This is a genomic window from Cellulophaga sp. 20_2_10 (assembly GCF_023476645.1).
Lineage (GTDB): Bacteria > Bacteroidota > Bacteroidia > Flavobacteriales > Flavobacteriaceae > Cellulophaga.
The window spans coordinates 411637-429549 of record NZ_JAMCOJ010000003.1; the positions used below are offsets into that span (position 1 = coordinate 411637).

Annotated in this window: 13 protein-coding genes; 7 read left to right on the plus strand and 6 right to left on the minus strand. The window is 32.5% G+C overall.

Annotated elements, in window-relative coordinates:
- The first annotated feature begins 136 nt into the window (after nucleotides 1-136).
- The 4 genes from M4I21_RS08110 to acs all read left to right on the plus strand — a co-directional run bounded on the left by M4I21_RS08110 (nucleotide 137) and on the right by acs (nucleotide 7512).
- Nucleotides 137-2389, plus strand: a complete 2253-nt coding sequence (locus tag M4I21_RS08110) for a T9SS type B sorting domain-containing protein (RefSeq protein WP_249558610.1) — start codon at nucleotides 137-139, stop codon at nucleotides 2387-2389.
- Complete coding sequence (locus M4I21_RS08115) at nucleotides 2386-3375, plus strand: PorP/SprF family type IX secretion system membrane protein (protein ID WP_249558611.1); 990 nt, start codon at nucleotides 2386-2388, stop codon at nucleotides 3373-3375. Before M4I21_RS08110 ends, M4I21_RS08115 begins: the two co-directional genes overlap by 4 nt.
- A gap of 11 nt (nucleotides 3376-3386) precedes the next feature.
- The gene (locus M4I21_RS08120; protein ID WP_249558612.1) at nucleotides 3387-5312 is read left to right on the plus strand and encodes an OmpA family protein; all 1926 of its coding nucleotides are present in this window, start codon (nucleotides 3387-3389) and stop codon (nucleotides 5310-5312) included.
- Between the two features lie 292 nt (nucleotides 5313-5604).
- Nucleotides 5605-7512 (plus strand): acetate--CoA ligase, encoded by a 1908-nt coding sequence (gene acs / locus M4I21_RS08125; protein ID WP_249558613.1) that lies wholly within the window; start codon nucleotides 5605-5607, stop codon nucleotides 7510-7512.
- A gap of 47 nt (nucleotides 7513-7559) precedes the next feature.
- On the opposite strand, the gene M4I21_RS08130 is transcribed toward acs, so the two are convergent.
- Nucleotides 7560-8834 carry an NRAMP family divalent metal transporter gene (locus M4I21_RS08130; protein WP_249558614.1) on the minus strand — a complete coding sequence of 425 codons (1275 nt, stop codon included), beginning with the start codon at nucleotides 8832-8834 and terminating at the stop codon, nucleotides 7560-7562.
- A gap of 12 nt (nucleotides 8835-8846) precedes the next feature.
- The gene (locus tag M4I21_RS08135) at nucleotides 8847-9482 is read right to left on the minus strand and encodes a SanA/YdcF family protein (protein WP_249558615.1); all 636 of its coding nucleotides are present in this window, start codon (nucleotides 9480-9482) and stop codon (nucleotides 8847-8849) included.
- A gap of 159 nt (nucleotides 9483-9641) precedes the next feature.
- Here M4I21_RS08135 and M4I21_RS08140 point away from each other — a divergent pair, with 159 nt between their 5' ends.
- Both M4I21_RS08140 and M4I21_RS08145 read left to right on the plus strand, forming a co-directional pair.
- Nucleotides 9642-11225: a S41 family peptidase gene (locus M4I21_RS08140; protein ID WP_249558616.1), complete on the plus strand. Its 1584-nt coding sequence runs from the start codon at nucleotides 9642-9644 to the stop codon at nucleotides 11223-11225.
- Between the two features lie 124 nt (nucleotides 11226-11349).
- Entirely contained in the window at nucleotides 11350-11865 is a 516-nt protein-coding gene (locus tag M4I21_RS08145) for an outer membrane beta-barrel protein (protein WP_249558617.1), read from the plus strand.
- A gap of 24 nt (nucleotides 11866-11889) precedes the next feature.
- On the opposite strand, the gene M4I21_RS08150 is transcribed toward M4I21_RS08145, so the two are convergent.
- Nucleotides 11890-12351, minus strand: a complete 462-nt coding sequence (locus M4I21_RS08150) for an Lrp/AsnC family transcriptional regulator (protein ID WP_249558618.1) — start codon at nucleotides 12349-12351, stop codon at nucleotides 11890-11892.
- 157 nt (nucleotides 12352-12508) lie between these two features.
- On the opposite strand from M4I21_RS08150, the gene metE reads away from it, so the two are divergent.
- Complete coding sequence (gene metE / locus M4I21_RS08155; RefSeq protein ID WP_249558619.1) at nucleotides 12509-14827, plus strand: 5-methyltetrahydropteroyltriglutamate--homocysteine S-methyltransferase; 2319 nt, start codon at nucleotides 12509-12511, stop codon at nucleotides 14825-14827.
- A 62-nt stretch (nucleotides 14828-14889) separates the two neighbouring features.
- Here metE and M4I21_RS08160 read toward each other — a convergent pair whose 3' ends face one another.
- The 3 genes from M4I21_RS08160 to M4I21_RS08170 form a co-directional block, all read right to left on the minus strand.
- The gene (locus tag M4I21_RS08160; RefSeq protein ID WP_249558620.1) at nucleotides 14890-15708 is read right to left on the minus strand and encodes a 3-keto-disaccharide hydrolase; all 819 of its coding nucleotides are present in this window, start codon (nucleotides 15706-15708) and stop codon (nucleotides 14890-14892) included.
- A gap of 320 nt (nucleotides 15709-16028) precedes the next feature.
- Complete coding sequence (locus M4I21_RS08165) at nucleotides 16029-16913, minus strand: class I SAM-dependent methyltransferase (protein ID WP_502798715.1); 885 nt, start codon at nucleotides 16911-16913, stop codon at nucleotides 16029-16031.
- Nucleotides 16914-16975: 62 nt separating this feature from the next.
- Nucleotides 16976-17893, minus strand: coding sequence for a SecDF P1 head subdomain-containing protein (locus tag M4I21_RS08170; RefSeq protein ID WP_249558622.1), 918 nt, complete (start codon nucleotides 17891-17893; stop codon nucleotides 16976-16978).
- Nucleotides 17894-17913: the final 20 nt, after the last annotated feature.

A 17913-nucleotide genomic window follows, 5' to 3' on the forward strand; every position in this document is an offset into this window, starting at 1 on the left:
AGTTAATGACTATAGTTGTAACTGAGAGGTGAAATATGTTATTTGTCGATTATGTTTATCGACGAATAGCATTTTGATTAATATTGTAGTCTATCTGTTATAAATTATAGTTGAGTAACACTATCTATAAAAGAAAATGAAAATTAAACAATTAGGCAGTTTCCGTTTTATTAAAAAACCCAAGGCATTTTGCTTTCTAGTGGTGTTTTTGTGTTTAGGTTTTTCTGGTTTCGCTCAAGACGTATCAATAAACGCTATTTCAAATGCTAAAGAAGAGGGGCAAGAGAATGGAAGTTTTGTTATTAGAGCTAGAAACTTTCCCTTATTATCGACCTCAACAATAAATTACATTGTTTCAGGAACAGCTACTGAGGGTGATGACTATGGGACCTTGAGTAGATCAGTTTCGTTTACAGGTAGTAATCAGAATATAACGATTGATATTTCTGGAATAGTAGATGACACATTAATAGAAGGAGATGAAACTATAATTATAACAATTTCAGAAAACTCAAACTATGATATAAATCCTTTAGCAGCATCTGCTAGGATTATTATTGAAGATAATGAGCCAGTTTGTGCTACAACTCCTAATGCGCCAGAATTTAGAACAGGAGAAGAGACTACATTTTGTGATAATTTTACTCAGGATTTAAATGATTACGTGGCTAGTGCTACACCATCAGGAACAGTGCTTACTTGGAGTAGTAGTGAAGATTTATTAGATAGTTCTTCGTATTTACCAGGTTCGGAAATTGGATATTCTGGGGAGTTTTATGGCTTTTATTTAGATGAAGCAAATGGTTGTACTAGTCCACCTTTAAAAATTACCATTGTACAGAATAATAGTCCAACAGTTATGGGAACTTCTGCATCTAGATGCGGAGAAGGTTCTGTGACATTAACAGGAACCACAACAGATGGTACCTTACTTTGGTATGATGCTGAAACAGGTGGTACTCTTGTACACACAGGATTAAATTTTGATACCCCTTCTTTAACGGCTACAACATCTTATTTTTTAGAGGCAACAGCCAATGGTTGTACATCAGAAAGAGTAGAGGTTATTGCAACAATAAACAGCCAACCATCTTCTGGTACAGGTACAGACGTTACTGCTTGTTCATTGTCAGGAAGCGGAAGAGTAACTATAGTTAATTTAGATGAGCAGTTAACTGGTCAGGATGCAGGAGAGTGGACCTTAATTTCTCAGCCCGCAGGTAGTGCTATTACAATTGATTCTAATACAGTAGATTTTGTTGGTCAGCCATTAGGAGCCTATCAATTTACATATACAACAACAGGTTTTGTTGCACCTTGTACTGTAGAAACTACTACCATAACGGTTACTGTAGTAGATTGTTCACCCACAGAAACAGATTTAGCTATTGTAAAAATAGTAGATAAAGATGAGGTTTTTACAGGGGAAGAAGTAACTTTTACAATTACAGTAGAAAACTTAACTGGTGATCCAGTTACAGCTATAGAAATTACAGATGTTTTAGATGCTACTACTGGTTTTGAATATATATCTGATATTCCTCAATTAGGTAGTTTTGATAATGCTACTGGTATTTGGGCAATTCAAGAATTGCTAGCAGGAGAAAGTACATCTATAGAAATTACAGCTATGGTTATAGATGGAGGATCTTATATTAATACAGCAGAAATTACAAATAGTACTCCTATCGATACAGCTACAGAGAATAACCAAAGTTCTGTTGAAGTTATTATTAAGCAAATAGATTTGTCAGTAACAAAAAGAGCAAATAAGATGTTAACTGCTGTTGGTGAAGAGGTTACTTTTACAATTGTTTTAACCAATGAGACAGATGGTTTGGTAACAGATATCAGTGTTACCGATTTAATAGAAGATGCTATAGGTTTTCAGTATGTATCACATACTGCAACAGCAGGCGCCTATGACCCTATTACTGGTGTTTGGCAGCTAGCTGAAATATTGGGTAACGAAGAACAAACACTAGAAATTACAACAAGAGTTATAGAAGAAGGTACGCATGTTAACTCAGTGGAAATTACAGATTCCTTTCCGTTAGATGTAACTTTTACAGAAAATAACAGTGCAGAGGTAACTATATCTATAGCAGAAAGAACATCTGACAAATGCGGCTTTTTGTTTAATCAGTTTTCTCCAAACGGAGACGGTATTAATGATTATCTGCGAATAAACTGTATAGAAACGTTCCCAAATAATACACTTACTATTTTTAATAGGTTAGGAAGTGAAGTGTATAGTGTAACTAATTACGATAATAAATGGGACGGTACCTGGAAAAAAGGCGACTTGCCTAACGGAACTTATTTTTATGTGTTAGATTTAGCAGATGGTTCTGAAGTTAAAAAAGGATGGATTCAAATCATAAGATGATAGAACAAAAAAATAAAAAATCCATAAAGGTTTTTAAGTATCTAAGTGTTGCTATGGTATTTTTTGTAGCTACAAGTATGTATGCACAAAAAGAGCCACAGTATACACAGTATATGTACAATATAGGGAGTTTTAACCCTGCTTATGTTGGTAGTGTAGAAGATACTGAAATAATGAGTTTATATAGAGCTCAATGGTTAGATGTTCCTGGTGCGCCAACAACAATAAGAATTGGAGCTAATATTCCGTTTTCTAATGAAAAAACAGGCTTAGGATTTAATGCGTATTCAGATAAGTTAGGGCCAATGAGTCAGACTTTGATTAATATATCCTATTCTTATCAAGTTAAATTATCAGACAATGCAAACTGGTCTTTTGGTATTAATGCAGGAGGCTCTTCTTTAGATATAGATTTTACAAAAGGAGATTTTGAGTTTGAAAATGAACCAGCAATAAAAGGAAATCAATTCAATACCTTTTATCCAATTATTGGTGCGGGTACATTTGTGTATGCAGAAGATTGGTATTTTGGACTTTCTGTTCCAAACTTATTAACGAGCACATTGTATGATGATGAGGTTGCTGTAATAGAAGAAGATAAAACTCAAGTTAATTTTATTGGTGGATTGGTATTTGATTTAAGTGACGAATTAAAATTTAAACCAGCATTTTTGGTAAATTATATTACCGACTCTCCTGTAAATGTAAACTTGTCTACCAACTTTTTAATCAATGAGAAATTTACATTAGGGGCGTCTTATAGGTTTGATAATGCAATGAGTGGTTTAGCTGGTTTTCAGGTTTCTAATTCCATGTTTATTGGGTATTCTTATGATTACTCAACTAATGCATTTAAAAATTACAACGATGGTTCGCATGAGGTTGTTTTAAAATTTTATTTGGGCAGGTCTGGTGGTTCAAGTTCTAAAAATAGAAAAAAAGATAGCAAGAAGCCGAAACAAATAGATACTCCAAGATTCTTCTAACACAAAACACTATGAAATTTAAGCTTAGCTTTTTACTATTAAATTTATCTATAATTTCATTGTATGCTCAAAATTTAAAGTCTGATGGAGATCGTTATTTCTTTCAATATAAATATGAGCAAGCAGCTGAAGAATATGCTAAAGAAAGTCTAGAGACAGTATTAACTACACAGCAATTTTTAAATTATGCTGAGTCTTATTTTAATACAGATCAGTATCAAAAAGCTTGGGATACATATAAAATGATACAAGAGAGTGACGCCGTGTTGCCTCCTTTTCATTACAATAAGATGCTTCGTAGTTTATATATCCTATCTGGGAAACAAAAAATGAACAAGTTTTTGGAAAATGATACTATTTTAAAAGAAGCTTCCTGGGCAGAGAATGCAAAGTTTAATTTTGACATTGCACATACAGACGATATTACAATACCTAATTATAATGTTTTTAATGTAAAAGGAAATAGTATATCAGCAGATTTTTCTCCATCGTTCTATAAAGATAAGTTGCTGTTTACAAGTGATAGGAGAGTTACAATTGAGAAGAAAAAGAAAAAACCTGAGCGCGTATACCTAAATATCTATGAAAGTGAAATAGAGGAAGATGGAGACATTACAAATGTAATCCCTTCTACAGTAATCCCTTCTTCAAAATTTCATCAGGCCACACCTTACTATTCCTCAGAATTAGACAAAATATTTTATGTGTTATCTAATGAAGAAGATAACGAAATGTTATTTGATGAAACGGGTAAGAATGCATTATCTATAGCTAAGGTAGATGGTAATAGGAACTTCAATTTTATTTTAAAAAACCTAAGTACTAGTTTTTTCTATCCTTTTTATGATGAAAATTCTCAACGTTTATATTTTGTAGCTAATTTTGATGATGGTTATGGAGGTACAGATATTTACTATGTAAATACAAATCAAGGACAAATTATGTCTGCACCTATTAATCTAGGTCCAAGAGTAAATACACCAGGGAATGAAATTTCTCCTTTTGTTTTTGAAAACGGACTATATTTTTCTTCTGATGTTTTTTATGGTTACGGCGGTATGGATATTTACAAATCTAATTTAAAGGCAGACGGCGCTGTTGGGGTCCCTATTAATTTAGGAGAAGGAATAAACTCTAGCGAAGATGATTTTGGTTTTATTGTGAAAAATAATACTACAGGAGGCTTAGAAGGCTATTTTTCATCTAATAGAGAAGGTGGTAAGGGTAAAGATGATATTTACGGTTTTAAAGTAGCTGAAAAGCCTAAATTAAATACAATTGTATTACAAGGAGCAACTCTAAATCCAAATACTAATATTAGAATAGGTGGCGTAACTATTAAGGTTTACGGAAAAGAAAATTCACTTATTAAAGAAATCGTTTCGGCAGAAGACGGTAGTTATGAAATTGAGTTGCCTTGGCAAGAAAAAGTAACAGTTATTGCATCTAAAAATTTACATTCGTTATATAGACAGTATTTTATAGCAGATGATTTAAAGAAAAAAGGGCAAACCGATATTTATTTAGAGCCCGCAGCCGATTATGTTGTAGAGAAGGAGGATAAAACAATGCTTAAATTAAATAAGTTTATATTTAATACAAAGAGCTCTAAGTTAACTTCTGCAATTAAGGCAGAGTTAGACAGGGCTATTGAGATAATTAAGAAGTTTCCTGAATTTAATCTTCAAATAGAATCTCATACAGATAGTAAAGGTGGTAGTTCATCAAATTTTAGGGTGTCACAAGGCCGTGCAGATGCTATAAAAGAGTATTTGTTAAGTAACGGAGTACCTTCAAAAAATATATTATACACTATTGGTTATGGAGAAGATCATCTACTTAATAAGTGCGCAAATGGAGTGTACTGTATAGATTATTTTCACGCAGAAAATCGTAGGTGTAACATTGTAATATTAAACTATAAAGAGCTGAATTAGTACAGCTCTTTTTTACGCTCAATTAATATTCTTCAAATTTATTGAGTATTACTATATTTTTTAATACATATTTAATTAATTTCTTTTCAAGATTTCCTATATTTAATAATTCATATAATTTTATAGTAATTCAATCTGTAAAAGGCAGTTTTCTCTAGAGTAAACTCACCTATTTAGCAATTTTGTTATGTATGTGTTTTAGTCTTTTTAGGTTGATGTATTTTACAATCTAATGTAACAGCGTACTTAAATTAGAAATTATGAGTATTAAATAGATCAAAAGAAATAGCAAATGAGTAATTATCACATTAAACATTTAGAAGAGTACTTTCAAGTATATCGTAAGTCTGTTAGAAACCCCGAAGCTTTTTGGGAAGAAATTGCAGAAGAACATTTTTTATGGAGGAAAAAGTGGGATAATGTTTTAAGTTGGGATTTCTCTAAACCAGAAGTAAAGTGGTTTGAAAATGCAAAACTAAATATTACAGAAAATTGTATAGATAGACATTTAACCACTAGAGGAGAAAAAACAGCTATTCTTTTTGAACCCAATGACCCTAAAGAAGAAGCAGAGCATATAACCTATAACGAGCTACATAAAAGAGTTTGTAAAATGGCAAATGTGTTAAAAGAAAACGGAGTTAAAAAAGGAGATAGAGTTTGTGTTTATTTACCTATGATTCCGGAATTAGCAGTTTCACTGCTCGCTTGTGCTAGAATAGGAGCTATACATTCTGTTGTTTTTGCAGGTTTTTCTTCTAATGCTTTAGCAACACGTATTAACGATTCTGATTGTAAAATTGTAATTACGTCAGATGGCTCTTTTCGTGGTAAAAAAGCTATCGATTTAAAAGGTATTGTAGATGTTGCTTTAGACGATTGTCCTGGTGTAAAAACTGTATTGGTTGCTAAACGCACCAATGCAGAAATAGAAATGAAGGCAGGTAGAGATAAATGGTTACAACCATTATTAGACGATGCCTATGGAGATTGTGTTCCTGAAATTATGGATGCAGAAGACCCTCTTTTTATTTTATATACATCTGGTTCTACAGGTACTCCAAAAGGTATGGTGCATACTACAGGAGGTTATATGGTGTACACAGCGTATACATTTAAAAATATTTTTCAGTATAAAGAAAATGATGTGTATTGGTGTACAGCAGATATTGGGTGGATTACAGGTCATTCTTATATTGTATACGGACCTTTGGCAAATGGAGCAACTACTGTAATGTTCGAGGGCGTACCGTCTTATCCAGATTATGGTCGTTTTTGGGAGGTAATAGAAAAACACAAAGTAACGCAGTTTTATACAGCTCCAACAGCAATTAGAGCTCTAGCAAAAGAGAATTTAGATTTTGTAGAAAACCACGACTTATCTTCTTTAAAAGTATTAGGGTCTGTAGGAGAACCAATAAATGAAGAAGCTTGGCATTGGTATAATAATAACATTGGTAAAAAAAATAGTCCTATTGTAGATACGTGGTGGCAAACAGAAACAGGCGGAATTATGATTTCTCCTATCCCTTATGTAACGCCAACAACGCCAACTTATGCAACATTGCCTTTTATTGGTATACAGCCAGCATTAATGGATGAAAATGGACAGGAGTTAAAAGGAAACCAAGTTGAAGGGCGTTTGTGCATTAAATATCCATGGCCATCTATAGCTAGAACAATTTGGGGCAATCACGATAGGTATAGAGATACCTATTTTTCTGCATATAAAGATAAATACTTTACTGGAGATGGTGCATTAAGAGATGGTGTGGGTTATTATCGAATTACAGGTCGTGTAGATGATGTAATTATTGTATCTGGTCATAATTTAGGAACAGCTCCAATAGAAGACTCTATAAATGAACATCCGGCAGTTGCAGAATCTGCTATTGTAGGTTTTCCGCATGATGTTAAAGGAAATGCATTGTATGGTTACGTTATTCTAAAAGAGTTTGGAGAAACTAGAGATAGAGACAACTTGCGTAAAGAGATTAATCAGCAAATAACAGAACATATTGGACCAATTGCCAAATTAGATAAAATACAGTTTGTAACTGGCTTGCCTAAGACTAGAAGTGGTAAAATTATGAGGCGTATTTTACGTAAAATAGCTTCTGATGATACAAGTAACTTAGGAGATATAAGCACATTATTAAATCCAGAAATAGTACAAGAAATTATGGATAATTCACTTTAAAAATAAAAAATATAATTACAGGCCGACTTTTTATAAGTCGGTCTTTTTTATGCAATTAACTCAATATAGCAGTAATAAACAGCAAATAAACTCAGAAATAAAATACCCGCATATGTAAGCAGTTGTAACCATTTTTTTGGCTGATACTCTTTAGGGACATCTGTACTCATAACATTTTTTAAATTCATATACCCAACAACTGGGGCTACAATAAAAGATACAGAGGTTGCTAAGGCAACAACTTTGCCCATATTAGAATTAAAAAATACAATAACGGCTAAGTTTACAACAGTTAATACAAGTATAGCTACGGTAAAATTAGATTTACTCTGTGTTTTTATTACTTCAGTTTTAGGAGCTGATTTGCTTCTTAGTTTCTGTATAACATCAATACTCACCCTTGCAATTGCATCGTGTGCCGTCATGCAAGAACTAAACATTGTGGCAAAAGCTGCTGTCGCAACAAAAATGGTGGTCCACTCGCCAATATGTACTGTAAATAAATTTATTAGTTGGTCTGCAAAATCCACAGCGCTACTGCTCATTTTAGTATTGGTACCATAAAGAGACATGCAGCCAATAGTCATAAAGAAAAAAGCAAGAATAGCTGTTACCAGATAGCCAAAGTTAAATTCTGATAACGCTTCTTTAAGGTTTGGCTTTTTGTTCGTGAGTTTCTGTTTTTCAATGGTCCACATACTTAACCAACTAGAAGTTTCAACCGCAGTAGGCATCCAACCAACTAAACCAATAATAAATAAAATGCTGGCATTACTAAAAAGAGGTGTTGGTTTAAAGTTGGCAACTTCATCAACCTTACCCTTAAAAACAACCACAATAGTTGTAACTACAAGTGCAATTCCTAAAATAGATACTACAATTTTTAAAGACTTCTCTAAAAAAACATATTTACCAATAATTAATAGAGCAGAAATAAAACTGAATAAAACAAAAGCAACTACTGTAATAGATACATTTGTTAGGCTAAATAGGTTTATTAATATTCCGGATGTTACTAAATACAAAGCTGCTAAGATGGTAAAAGTAGAGACTAGGGTAATTAGTGCGTAAAACCATAAGTACCCTTTGCCTCTGTTTAAATAGCCTTGTATAAGTGTTTTGTTTGTTGCGTTGGTGTATCTAATTCCGAATTCAAAAAAAGGATATTTTAAAATATTTGCCAGTACAATTGGTACTAACATAATCCAACCATATTGTGCGCCTGCTTTTGTAGATAGTACTAGATGAGATGTGCCAATAGCCATACTAGCAAAAAGCAATCCAGGACCTAAATTTTTAAATAAGGTTTTAATTTTTTGCATTGTATCTATGTACTATTCTATGGTTATTTTATTGCCATAAAACTTAGGTTCTGTATTTAAAAGTATGTCTATAAATACTTTTACACGAGCTAAATATTCTCTTGTTTTTACTTTTAAACCAGCTTTGCCTTCTAGATCCTTTGCATTAAAACCAATAGCTTTTAAACCTTTATTGTTTGCAATGTAAATGGCTCTTTCGGTATGGAATTTCTGGGATATTACGGTAACACTATCTAAACCAAAAATTAAGTGAGCACGGACCATAGAATCTAATGTTCTAAAGCCAGCATAATCTAAAAATATTTTCTCTGCAGGTATGCCTTGCTTTACAAGTGCTCTTTTAAAAGTATCTGGTTCGTTATAATATATGCTTCCGTTATCACCACTAACCAAAACAAAATCTATTTTTTTTGCATTGTAAAGTGCTATAGTTGCATTTATGCGATGTACATAATAAGGGTTAGGACTACCGTTTACTAATTTGTTTGTTGTACCTAAAACCAGACCAACTTTATTGTGAGGTATAGCGATAACATCATCATAGTTTTTTTCGCTAGTTGCATTTTTAATAATGGCATTAGAGCAAAAAATTGCCAATAAAGGCAATAGAATTAGTATAGAAATAGTTATGATAAGTTTTTTCTTCATACAAGTTAAAGGTACAAAATAGAGCTATAGAATAGTTGAAAATAAAATATTGTTAAAAATATATTTTAGGTCTACGCAATATTTTAACTTTAGTGGCATAAAATGTGCTGTGTTTCTTATAATTAGAGAATTATAGTCCAAACCATAAAACCACAACCCTTGAGAAAATTATTGTTTTACCTTTTGCCATTACTACTAATTACTTCATGTGCTAGTGTAGCTAAATACAATCAACAAATAACTAAATTACATAGCGTAGATCAGCTGCATAAAGATGTTGATGTAACCTATAGAAAACTACAAAAATTACATCCTCAACTATATAAATACACGCCAAAAAAAGAGTTAGATGCAAAGTTTGCTACTTTAAAGGAGAATATTACAGAACCTATGACAACGTATGCCTTTTATGAAAAATTGACTCCTGTTGTGGCAGAGGTTAGGCAAGGACACGCAGGTATTTCTGTACCAACAAAAAAATACACACGTAAAGAAGATAAAGTTTTAAATAAACTAAAAAACGAATGGTCTTATTTAAGGTTTGAGAGCGTAGAAGATGCTGTGCGAGTTAAAAATACACTTGGTGAAGACAGTACAATGGTTGGGAGCAGAGTGGTAAAGTTAGGAGATGATTCTGTTGATGACTTGTTAAAAAGGTATAAAACTTATTTTTCTTCAGACGGATATAATACAACTTTTCATAATAAATATGCTGCGCAGAAACTAGCTAGATATTACTATCAAGATAAAGGAAGGTTAGATAGTTTACAGGTTACGTTTTCTAATAACGATAGTTTATACACCAAAGTTTTTAGAAGAATACCAAGAGACTCTACAAGGTTCCCTAACGCAAAAAAAGATAGCTTAAAAGATAAAAAACGAATTAAAAAGACAAAAGAAGAACGTAAACTTGCCTCAAAAAAGTTAAAGAAAAAGCTAAAGGATTATCACAAATACGGATATAATTATTCGGAAAAAAATAATAACAGAAATTTAGATTTTATAGGAAAAGATAGTACCGTTGCTTATATGAAAATTAGAGGCTTTAGCAGTGGTGACTACGAAGCTTTTTATGAAGAAGCTTTTAAAAAAATAGACTCTGCAAAAACAAAAGATTTAATTATAGACTTGCGAGATAATGGAGGAGGTAGATTGGTAGAAATTCACGATTTATATTCTTACTTAGCAAAAGAAGAATTTAAGTTTGTTGAAGAAGCAGAAGTAAACACAAGATACCCAATGATAAAGTCTTATATGTCTCGCGCTAAAACAGTATATGGAGCAGCATACGAATCTTTATTTGTACCAGTTATATTTTTTAAAGAAGTTTTTAAGGCACGCAAAAAAAATGGCAAGCTGGTATATAAGTTTAAGGAATCTAACGTAGCAGAACCTAAAGAAAATAATTATAAGGGTAACGTGTATGTATTAGTAAATGGTCGCTCTTTTTCTGCATCTTCTGTATTTTCTAATGTTGTAAAAGCACGTAAAAGGGGTATTATTGTTGGTGAGGAAACAGGAGGTGCTTACAACAGTACTGTGGCAGGACAAACAAAATTGGTAAGACTGCCAAACTCTAAGCTAATGCTATACTTTGGGTTAATGGTTTTAGAAACACCTTATAAAACAGAAATAGATGGTTATGGTGTTAAACCAGATGTGACTATTACACCAACTTTAAAAGACCGTGCAAACAATTATGACCCAGAATTAGAATGGATTTTACGTACAGTAAATAAATAGTAATCTCGCTTACATACTGGTAAACATATGTTCTACAACTGTAAACAAGTGTTTTGCAACATAAATTGGGTATGTTTTATATAAGAGTTTAGTTTTGGCCATAAATAACTAAACCCCAAAGAAAATGAAAAAAATTGCACTACTTATTGTTTGTACTGTTATGGCAGCTAATTTGTCTGCACAAGAAGGATTAAAAATAGGTATTCAAGGTGGTATACCTTTGGACGATTTTACAGATGATGTAAGTTTAATGCTTGGTTTAGATGTTGGCCATATGTGGGCTTTAGGCGAAGTTGTAGATGTAGGTGTAACAGCTGGTTACATACACGGCTTTGCAGAAAAATACCATACAGGTACTATTACAAATGATTTGCCAAGTATTCAGTTTTTAAAGGCAGCAGCTTCTGTGCGTGTTTGGACATCTAATTCCTTTTCTTTTGGGGTAGATGCTGGCCAAGGCTTTGGTTTAAATGACGGTAATGATGGTGGCTTTTATTACAGACCTCAATTAGGTTATTTAATGGGCGAAAGTACAGAGCTTAATTTATCTTATACAGGCATACAATTAGGAGATAACACAGAATGGTCTACCGTTTCTATAGGTATTATGTACACCATAAAAACCATAAAAAGATTTTAAATAGATACTACAGTTGCGCTATACTTATATAGGTATAGCGTAATTGTGTTTTATTTCTCCCATTACAAACGTGCTATGTGTGCTGCCAACGCTTTTTACAGAACCCAAGCCGTTTAAAACAAAATCCTGGTAGTGCTTCATATCTTTTACTTGTACTTTTAGTAAAAAATCAAAATCACCAGAAATATTATAACATTCCGTTACTTCTTTTATAGACATAATTTCACGAACAAAATTATGACCTATATCTTTAGTGTGTTGTTTTAATTTAATATTACAAAAAACAGTTAATCCCTTTTCTAGTTTTTCTGCATCCAAAACTGCAACATACTTTTTTATGTAGCCATTTCTTTCTAGTCTTTTTATTCTTTCAAAAACCGGTGTAGTAGATAAGTTTACTTTGTTTGCTAATTCTTTAGATGTTAGGTTAGCGTTTAATTGTAGCAATCGCAAAAGTTGTACATCTATCTTGTCTAGGTTACTCATAGAAAATTTGTCTAAAAATTGATGAGAAACAAATATATAAAAGTTTATTATTCTTTTTACTACATTAATTGTAGTTCTTATTTCTAAAATTGAGCACTTATTTAGCTAAAATATTTATTATTATAAACTTTGCTTAGAATAATAAATTTATAGTGATATGAAAACTAATGTTTTAGGTTACCCAAGAATTGGAGCTAAAAGGGAGTTAAAAAAAGTAAGCGAGAGGTACTGGAAAGGCACAGCTACTAAAACCGAATTAGTAGAGATGGGTAAACAGTTAAAACTTTCTAACTGGAAATTAATGCAAAACGCAGGTATAGATCTTATTCCGTCTAACGATTTTTCTTTTTACGATCAGGTTTTAGATGCAACCTTAACCTATGGTTGTATTCCTGCAAGATATCAGAAAATAAAAGAAAAAGAGTCTCAGCTAGATTTGTATTTTGCAATGGCAAGGGGCTTACAAAACAATGAGTTTGATGTTACTGCAATGGAAATGACAAAGTGGTTTGATACCAACTACCATTACCTCGTGCCAGAGTTTACTGCCAATCAGGAATTTGAATTATTCTCTTTAAAACCAGTTCATGAGTTTAAAGAGGCATTGGCACATAATATTACCACCAAACCAGTAGTGTTAAGTCCGGTTACGTATTTGCTTTTAGGTAAGGAGAAAGAAGGTGGTTTTAATAGAATAGATTTATTAGATAATCTTTTACCCGTTTTTTATAAGTTGATAGAAGGTCTTGTAGACGCAGGTGCTACGTACATACAAATAGACGAGCCCTGTTTGGCACTAGATATTACAGACAAAGACAGGGAAGCTATTAAAAAACTCTACTCAACATTAGCGTATAAGTTTCCAGAGTTAAACGTTATTTTAACTAGTTATTTTGATTGCTATGGTGATAATCTAGAAACAGTATTACAATTACCAGTACACGCCTTGCATTTAGACTTGGTCCGTTGTTCTTTGCAATTAGATGACATTTTAAATGCAACTAATTTTAAAAATGATAAAATACTTTCTCTAGGTATAATTGATGGACGTAACATTTGGAAAACTAATTTTGAAGATACTATTGCTACAATTAAAAAGGTTGAAGCACAAATAGGCAAAGACAATGTTTGGCTAGCTACTTCTTGTTCTTTGCTGCACTCACCGTACGATTTAGATTTAGAAGAGAGTGAAGAAGCACTACCAGTAAGCGTAAAACAATGGTTGGCTTTTGCCAAACAAAAAGTAGACGAGTTGGTAACACTTAAAAAACTTGCTGCAGGAGATGCGAGTAAAGAGGTGTTGACTAAATTAGTAGACAATACTAGAGCGCTTAAAGCAAAAAAGGAATCTTCAATTATACATAACGCAGCTGTTAAGGCAAGATTAAGTTTGTTAACTGCAAAGGATAGTGAAAGAAACGCTGAGTTTTTATCACGTCAAAAAATACAAAAAGATCAATTAAAACTGCCTGCATACCCAACAACAACTATAGGTTCTTTTCCGCAGACAAAGGAGGTAAGGAGTTGGCGTTCTAAATTCAAAAAAAAAGAACTTAGTTTAGATGCTTACAACCAACTTATTAAACAAGAAATTGAAGAAACGATACGTTTTCAAGAAAAAATAGGGTTAGATGTTCTTGTGCACGGAGAATGCGAACGTAATGATATGGTAGAATACTTTGGTGAAAAATTAGAAGGATTTGCAATTTCTAATTTTGGTTGGGTACAAAGTTATGGGAGTAGGGCAGTAAAACCACCAATATTGTTTGGAGACGTATCTAGACCAGTGCCAATGACTGTAAAATGGTCTGACTATGCACAATCTTTAAGTTCAAAAGTAGTAAAGGGCATGTTAACTGGCCCAGTTACTATTTTGCAATGGTCTTTTGTGCGTAACGACCAGTCAAGATCTGAAACTTGTAAGCAAATTGCATTAGCAATTAGAGATGAGGTTAACGATTTAGAAGAAGTAGGTTTACAAGCCATACAGGTAGACGAGCCAGCTATAAGAGAAGGTTTGCCATTGCGCAAAGAACATTGGAGTGCTTACTTGTCTTGGGCAGTAGAAAGCTTTAAAATAGCTACATCTGGCGTAGCAGACAAAACTCAAATACACACCCACATGTGTTATTGTGAGTTTAACGATATTATACAACACATTGCCAATTTAGATGCAGATGTAATTACCATAGAAACGTCTAGGTCTAAAATGGATTTATTAAATGTATTTGTAGATTTTAAATACCCTAATGAAATTGGACCTGGAGTTTATGACATACACTCGCCACGTGTACCAGAAGTATCTGAGATTGAAGAATTGTTGCAAAAAGCAAGCAAGTTATTACCTGTAGATAATATTTGGGTGAATCCGGATTGCGGACTAAAAACTAGAGATTGGCCAGAGACTAAGCTAGCTTTGGAGAATCTAGTACAAGCAGCAAAAACAATGCGTTCTAAATTAGAAACTGCATATTAAATTAATAGTATAAAAAAAGCCTTTAGAAAATGTTCTAAAGGCTTTTTCTTAATTTTGTATAGTTAGTTTTTGGCTAGTAATTCAGCTACTACCTCTTTTAACTTAGTTGGGTCGTTCGCAAACTTTTCTAAATTTACTATTTCTACTTTTCTAAAATCTACAGGATGACTCTCGCTTTGTAAAGAAATACTGCCACTAGTTAATAGTTTGCCTTCTTTTGCTCCATTTTTTGGATCTAGCTGAGGTCTTGTATAACGTAAAACTTCTTCTCCGTTTACATAATGAACTATTAAAGAGTCTCTTAGGACTAATGCTTCTGCACGTACCCATTGGTCTCCGTGAAAAGTTTTAGAAGATGAGTTTGCGCAGTGTTGTTGTATAATTTCATCGTTAAAAACATACTGTGTTCCTGGTGTGCAAATGTTTGCCGTAGTACGCTCATCTTTACCATTGCCTCCTAAAAGTTGCATTTCAATAGAATTAGGGAAATCTTGGTCTACGGTCATACTATTAGGCGATTGCCCATGTAACATAAGTCCACTGTTTCTAATAGCCCAACCTTCGCCACCTTTTGCCTGCTCACCCACAAACCTGTATTCTACTCCAATTAAGTAAGCGGTATATGGTTTTTTGTAAAATAGGTGTCCGTATTGCTGATTAAAATCTCCGTAGTTGTTATAGCGCACTTGTATGTTGCCATCTTTTACGCTAAATGTATTTGCGTAGTTATCGTTTAAAGGATGTGTTCTAATTTTTATTTGCCAGTCTTTTAAATCTTTTCCATTAAAAAGTTGTTTCCATTTGGGTTTGTTGTTATTGCAACTTACTAGAAAAAGCGCACACACAAGAATAATTAATGCACTATAGGTTTTGGTTTTCATATTTGGGTAGATTATTTAGGATCTGCTAAAGTATAAATTTAGAACGGAGATGCAGGGTATTAAGTATTTAAATTCGATGTAAAATCTTACGAAATTTTATTTTAAGTTAAATTAATGTATAAGATAATACTTCTTCGCAATAGTTATTAAGAGTAGAAAAGGCTAATAAGTAGTCTCAAGAGTCCTTTCAATTTCTAATATAATTAAAGAAATATCTTTTTCATTGGTAGACAAATTTACAAAAGAAGCTCTTATTCCTTTAGTGTTTTTATACACTGTAGACGTTTTATACACCTTGCCTTTTTTTAAAATTGAATAATTTAGTATAAGGTATCTTCTTGTTTTTTATACACGCCACTAATTAGTTCTAATTTGTTGTCTTGTAAATGTTGTAATAGGTTTGTGTGCTTAGAAATTGTGGTAGTGCCCATTAGCAGTTCTAAGCTAATTTTAGGTGCGCCAAATTCTTTTATTTTGGGTAAAAGAGTTTTAAAAAAAGCAATACCGTCTTGTGTTTGGTTGGTGTGTTGCACTTTTGTGAGTCCTAGTTTAGTGGTTGTATTTTGCATTTCATCAACCGGAAAAAGAAAACTATGTGTAGCCTCATTAGCCCAAGGCATAGGGTAGGTTATTAGCTCTGTTCCTTTTTTAAAAATATCATAAAATAAAAAATGACCACCAGGTTTTAGAACTCTATTTATTTCTGAGTATAATTTTTCCTTGTTAGGAATATTCATTTGTACGTGCTGTGTCCAAACTACCGAAAACGAATTGTCTTTATATGGTAATTCTGTGGCATCTCCTTGTGTAAAAGTTGTTTTGTTATCTAGACCTACTAATTTCGATAATAGCGTAGCAGTTCTAATATACTCTTTACTAAGATCTATGCCTGTAGTACTGCAATTGTAAAGGTCTGCTAACATACGGCACGGACCTCCTAGACCACAGCCAACATCTAAAACTATTTGGTTGTTTAAGTTTATGCTCTTGGCTAATTCTTTAGATACAGCAGCACCGCGCACGTGAAACTCGTCTACGCCAGCTAGGTTTGCTCTTGTTATTGCGTTTAAATCTAAATGTTGCTCAGTTAATTTTTGAAGAATTTCCTCGTACAAGCCTTCTCTGTGGTAGTGGTTTTCTATGTGTTGGTTCTGGTTTTTCATTGGTAGAACTAAAATACATAAAAGTAAAGCCCACTCTATAATGGCCTGTGTTAATTTTTAAAACGGATATAGAAAGAGACACATTAGTTCTAAAATATAGCGTATTAGTGCTGTATCGCTCGTTCTTTTTTAATGTTGTCTACAATGTTTATAGCATCTGAATATGTTATTTTTCCGTTAATATCTATTTTTCCGTCATCAATTATAGACTCTACAAAAGGTGCAATTACAATATTGTCATCAATAAGAATTGCTAAATATCTTTTTTGATTTTTTTGAGTTAAGTATTTAAATTCTCTTGCTCCATCTTTATTAAAAGTTACTGATATTCTGTAGTTTAAACTAGGGTTAGAAGACAGAGTAAAGTCTATTTCCTTTAGGTTGTTAAACGCTATACCTGGTTCATCTTTAATAACAAATGTATCGGTAAAATTAGAACTGTTTCGTTCTTGCTCGTCATAACTTAAGACTTCATAGATGCCATTCGCTTTTTTTTGATGTTTTTTTGATATACCTTTTTTTATGTTTTTAGATTCAGAAGTTTCGTAATTAATTGAATCTAAACGATATATTTTATTTTTAAAGTCTTCAAAAACCAGATCATCTTCTTTTCTTAAAATTTCTAAAGCCTTAAATTTCTTTTCCTTAAGTTCTTTGGATAAGTTACTTGCTCTTTCTTGATAATTGTATGTGTTTATAGTCCTGTCTTGACTAAAATAGTCTTCAGAGTCTTTATGTAATTCATTAATTTCTTTAGTTGTAAAGTTCTCTTTGTAAAGCTCAATAATTTTAGCGTTCAAGGTGTGTTTAGAAATAGAGTTTTGTAGTTTTTCCACTTTATCTTTAGAAATATATGGTAACCTTTCTTTTAAGCCTTCAGTGTCAATCTCATTTACTTTTAAAAAGATTTGATACAAGCTGTCTAAGTCTAAAATTTTAGCATTAGTTATTTCTTTATCTTGACTATTGCAACTAACAAGGCTTATAGTAAATAGTAGTATTAAAGTCTTTATGATTTTCATTTGTTTATTATTAATATCTA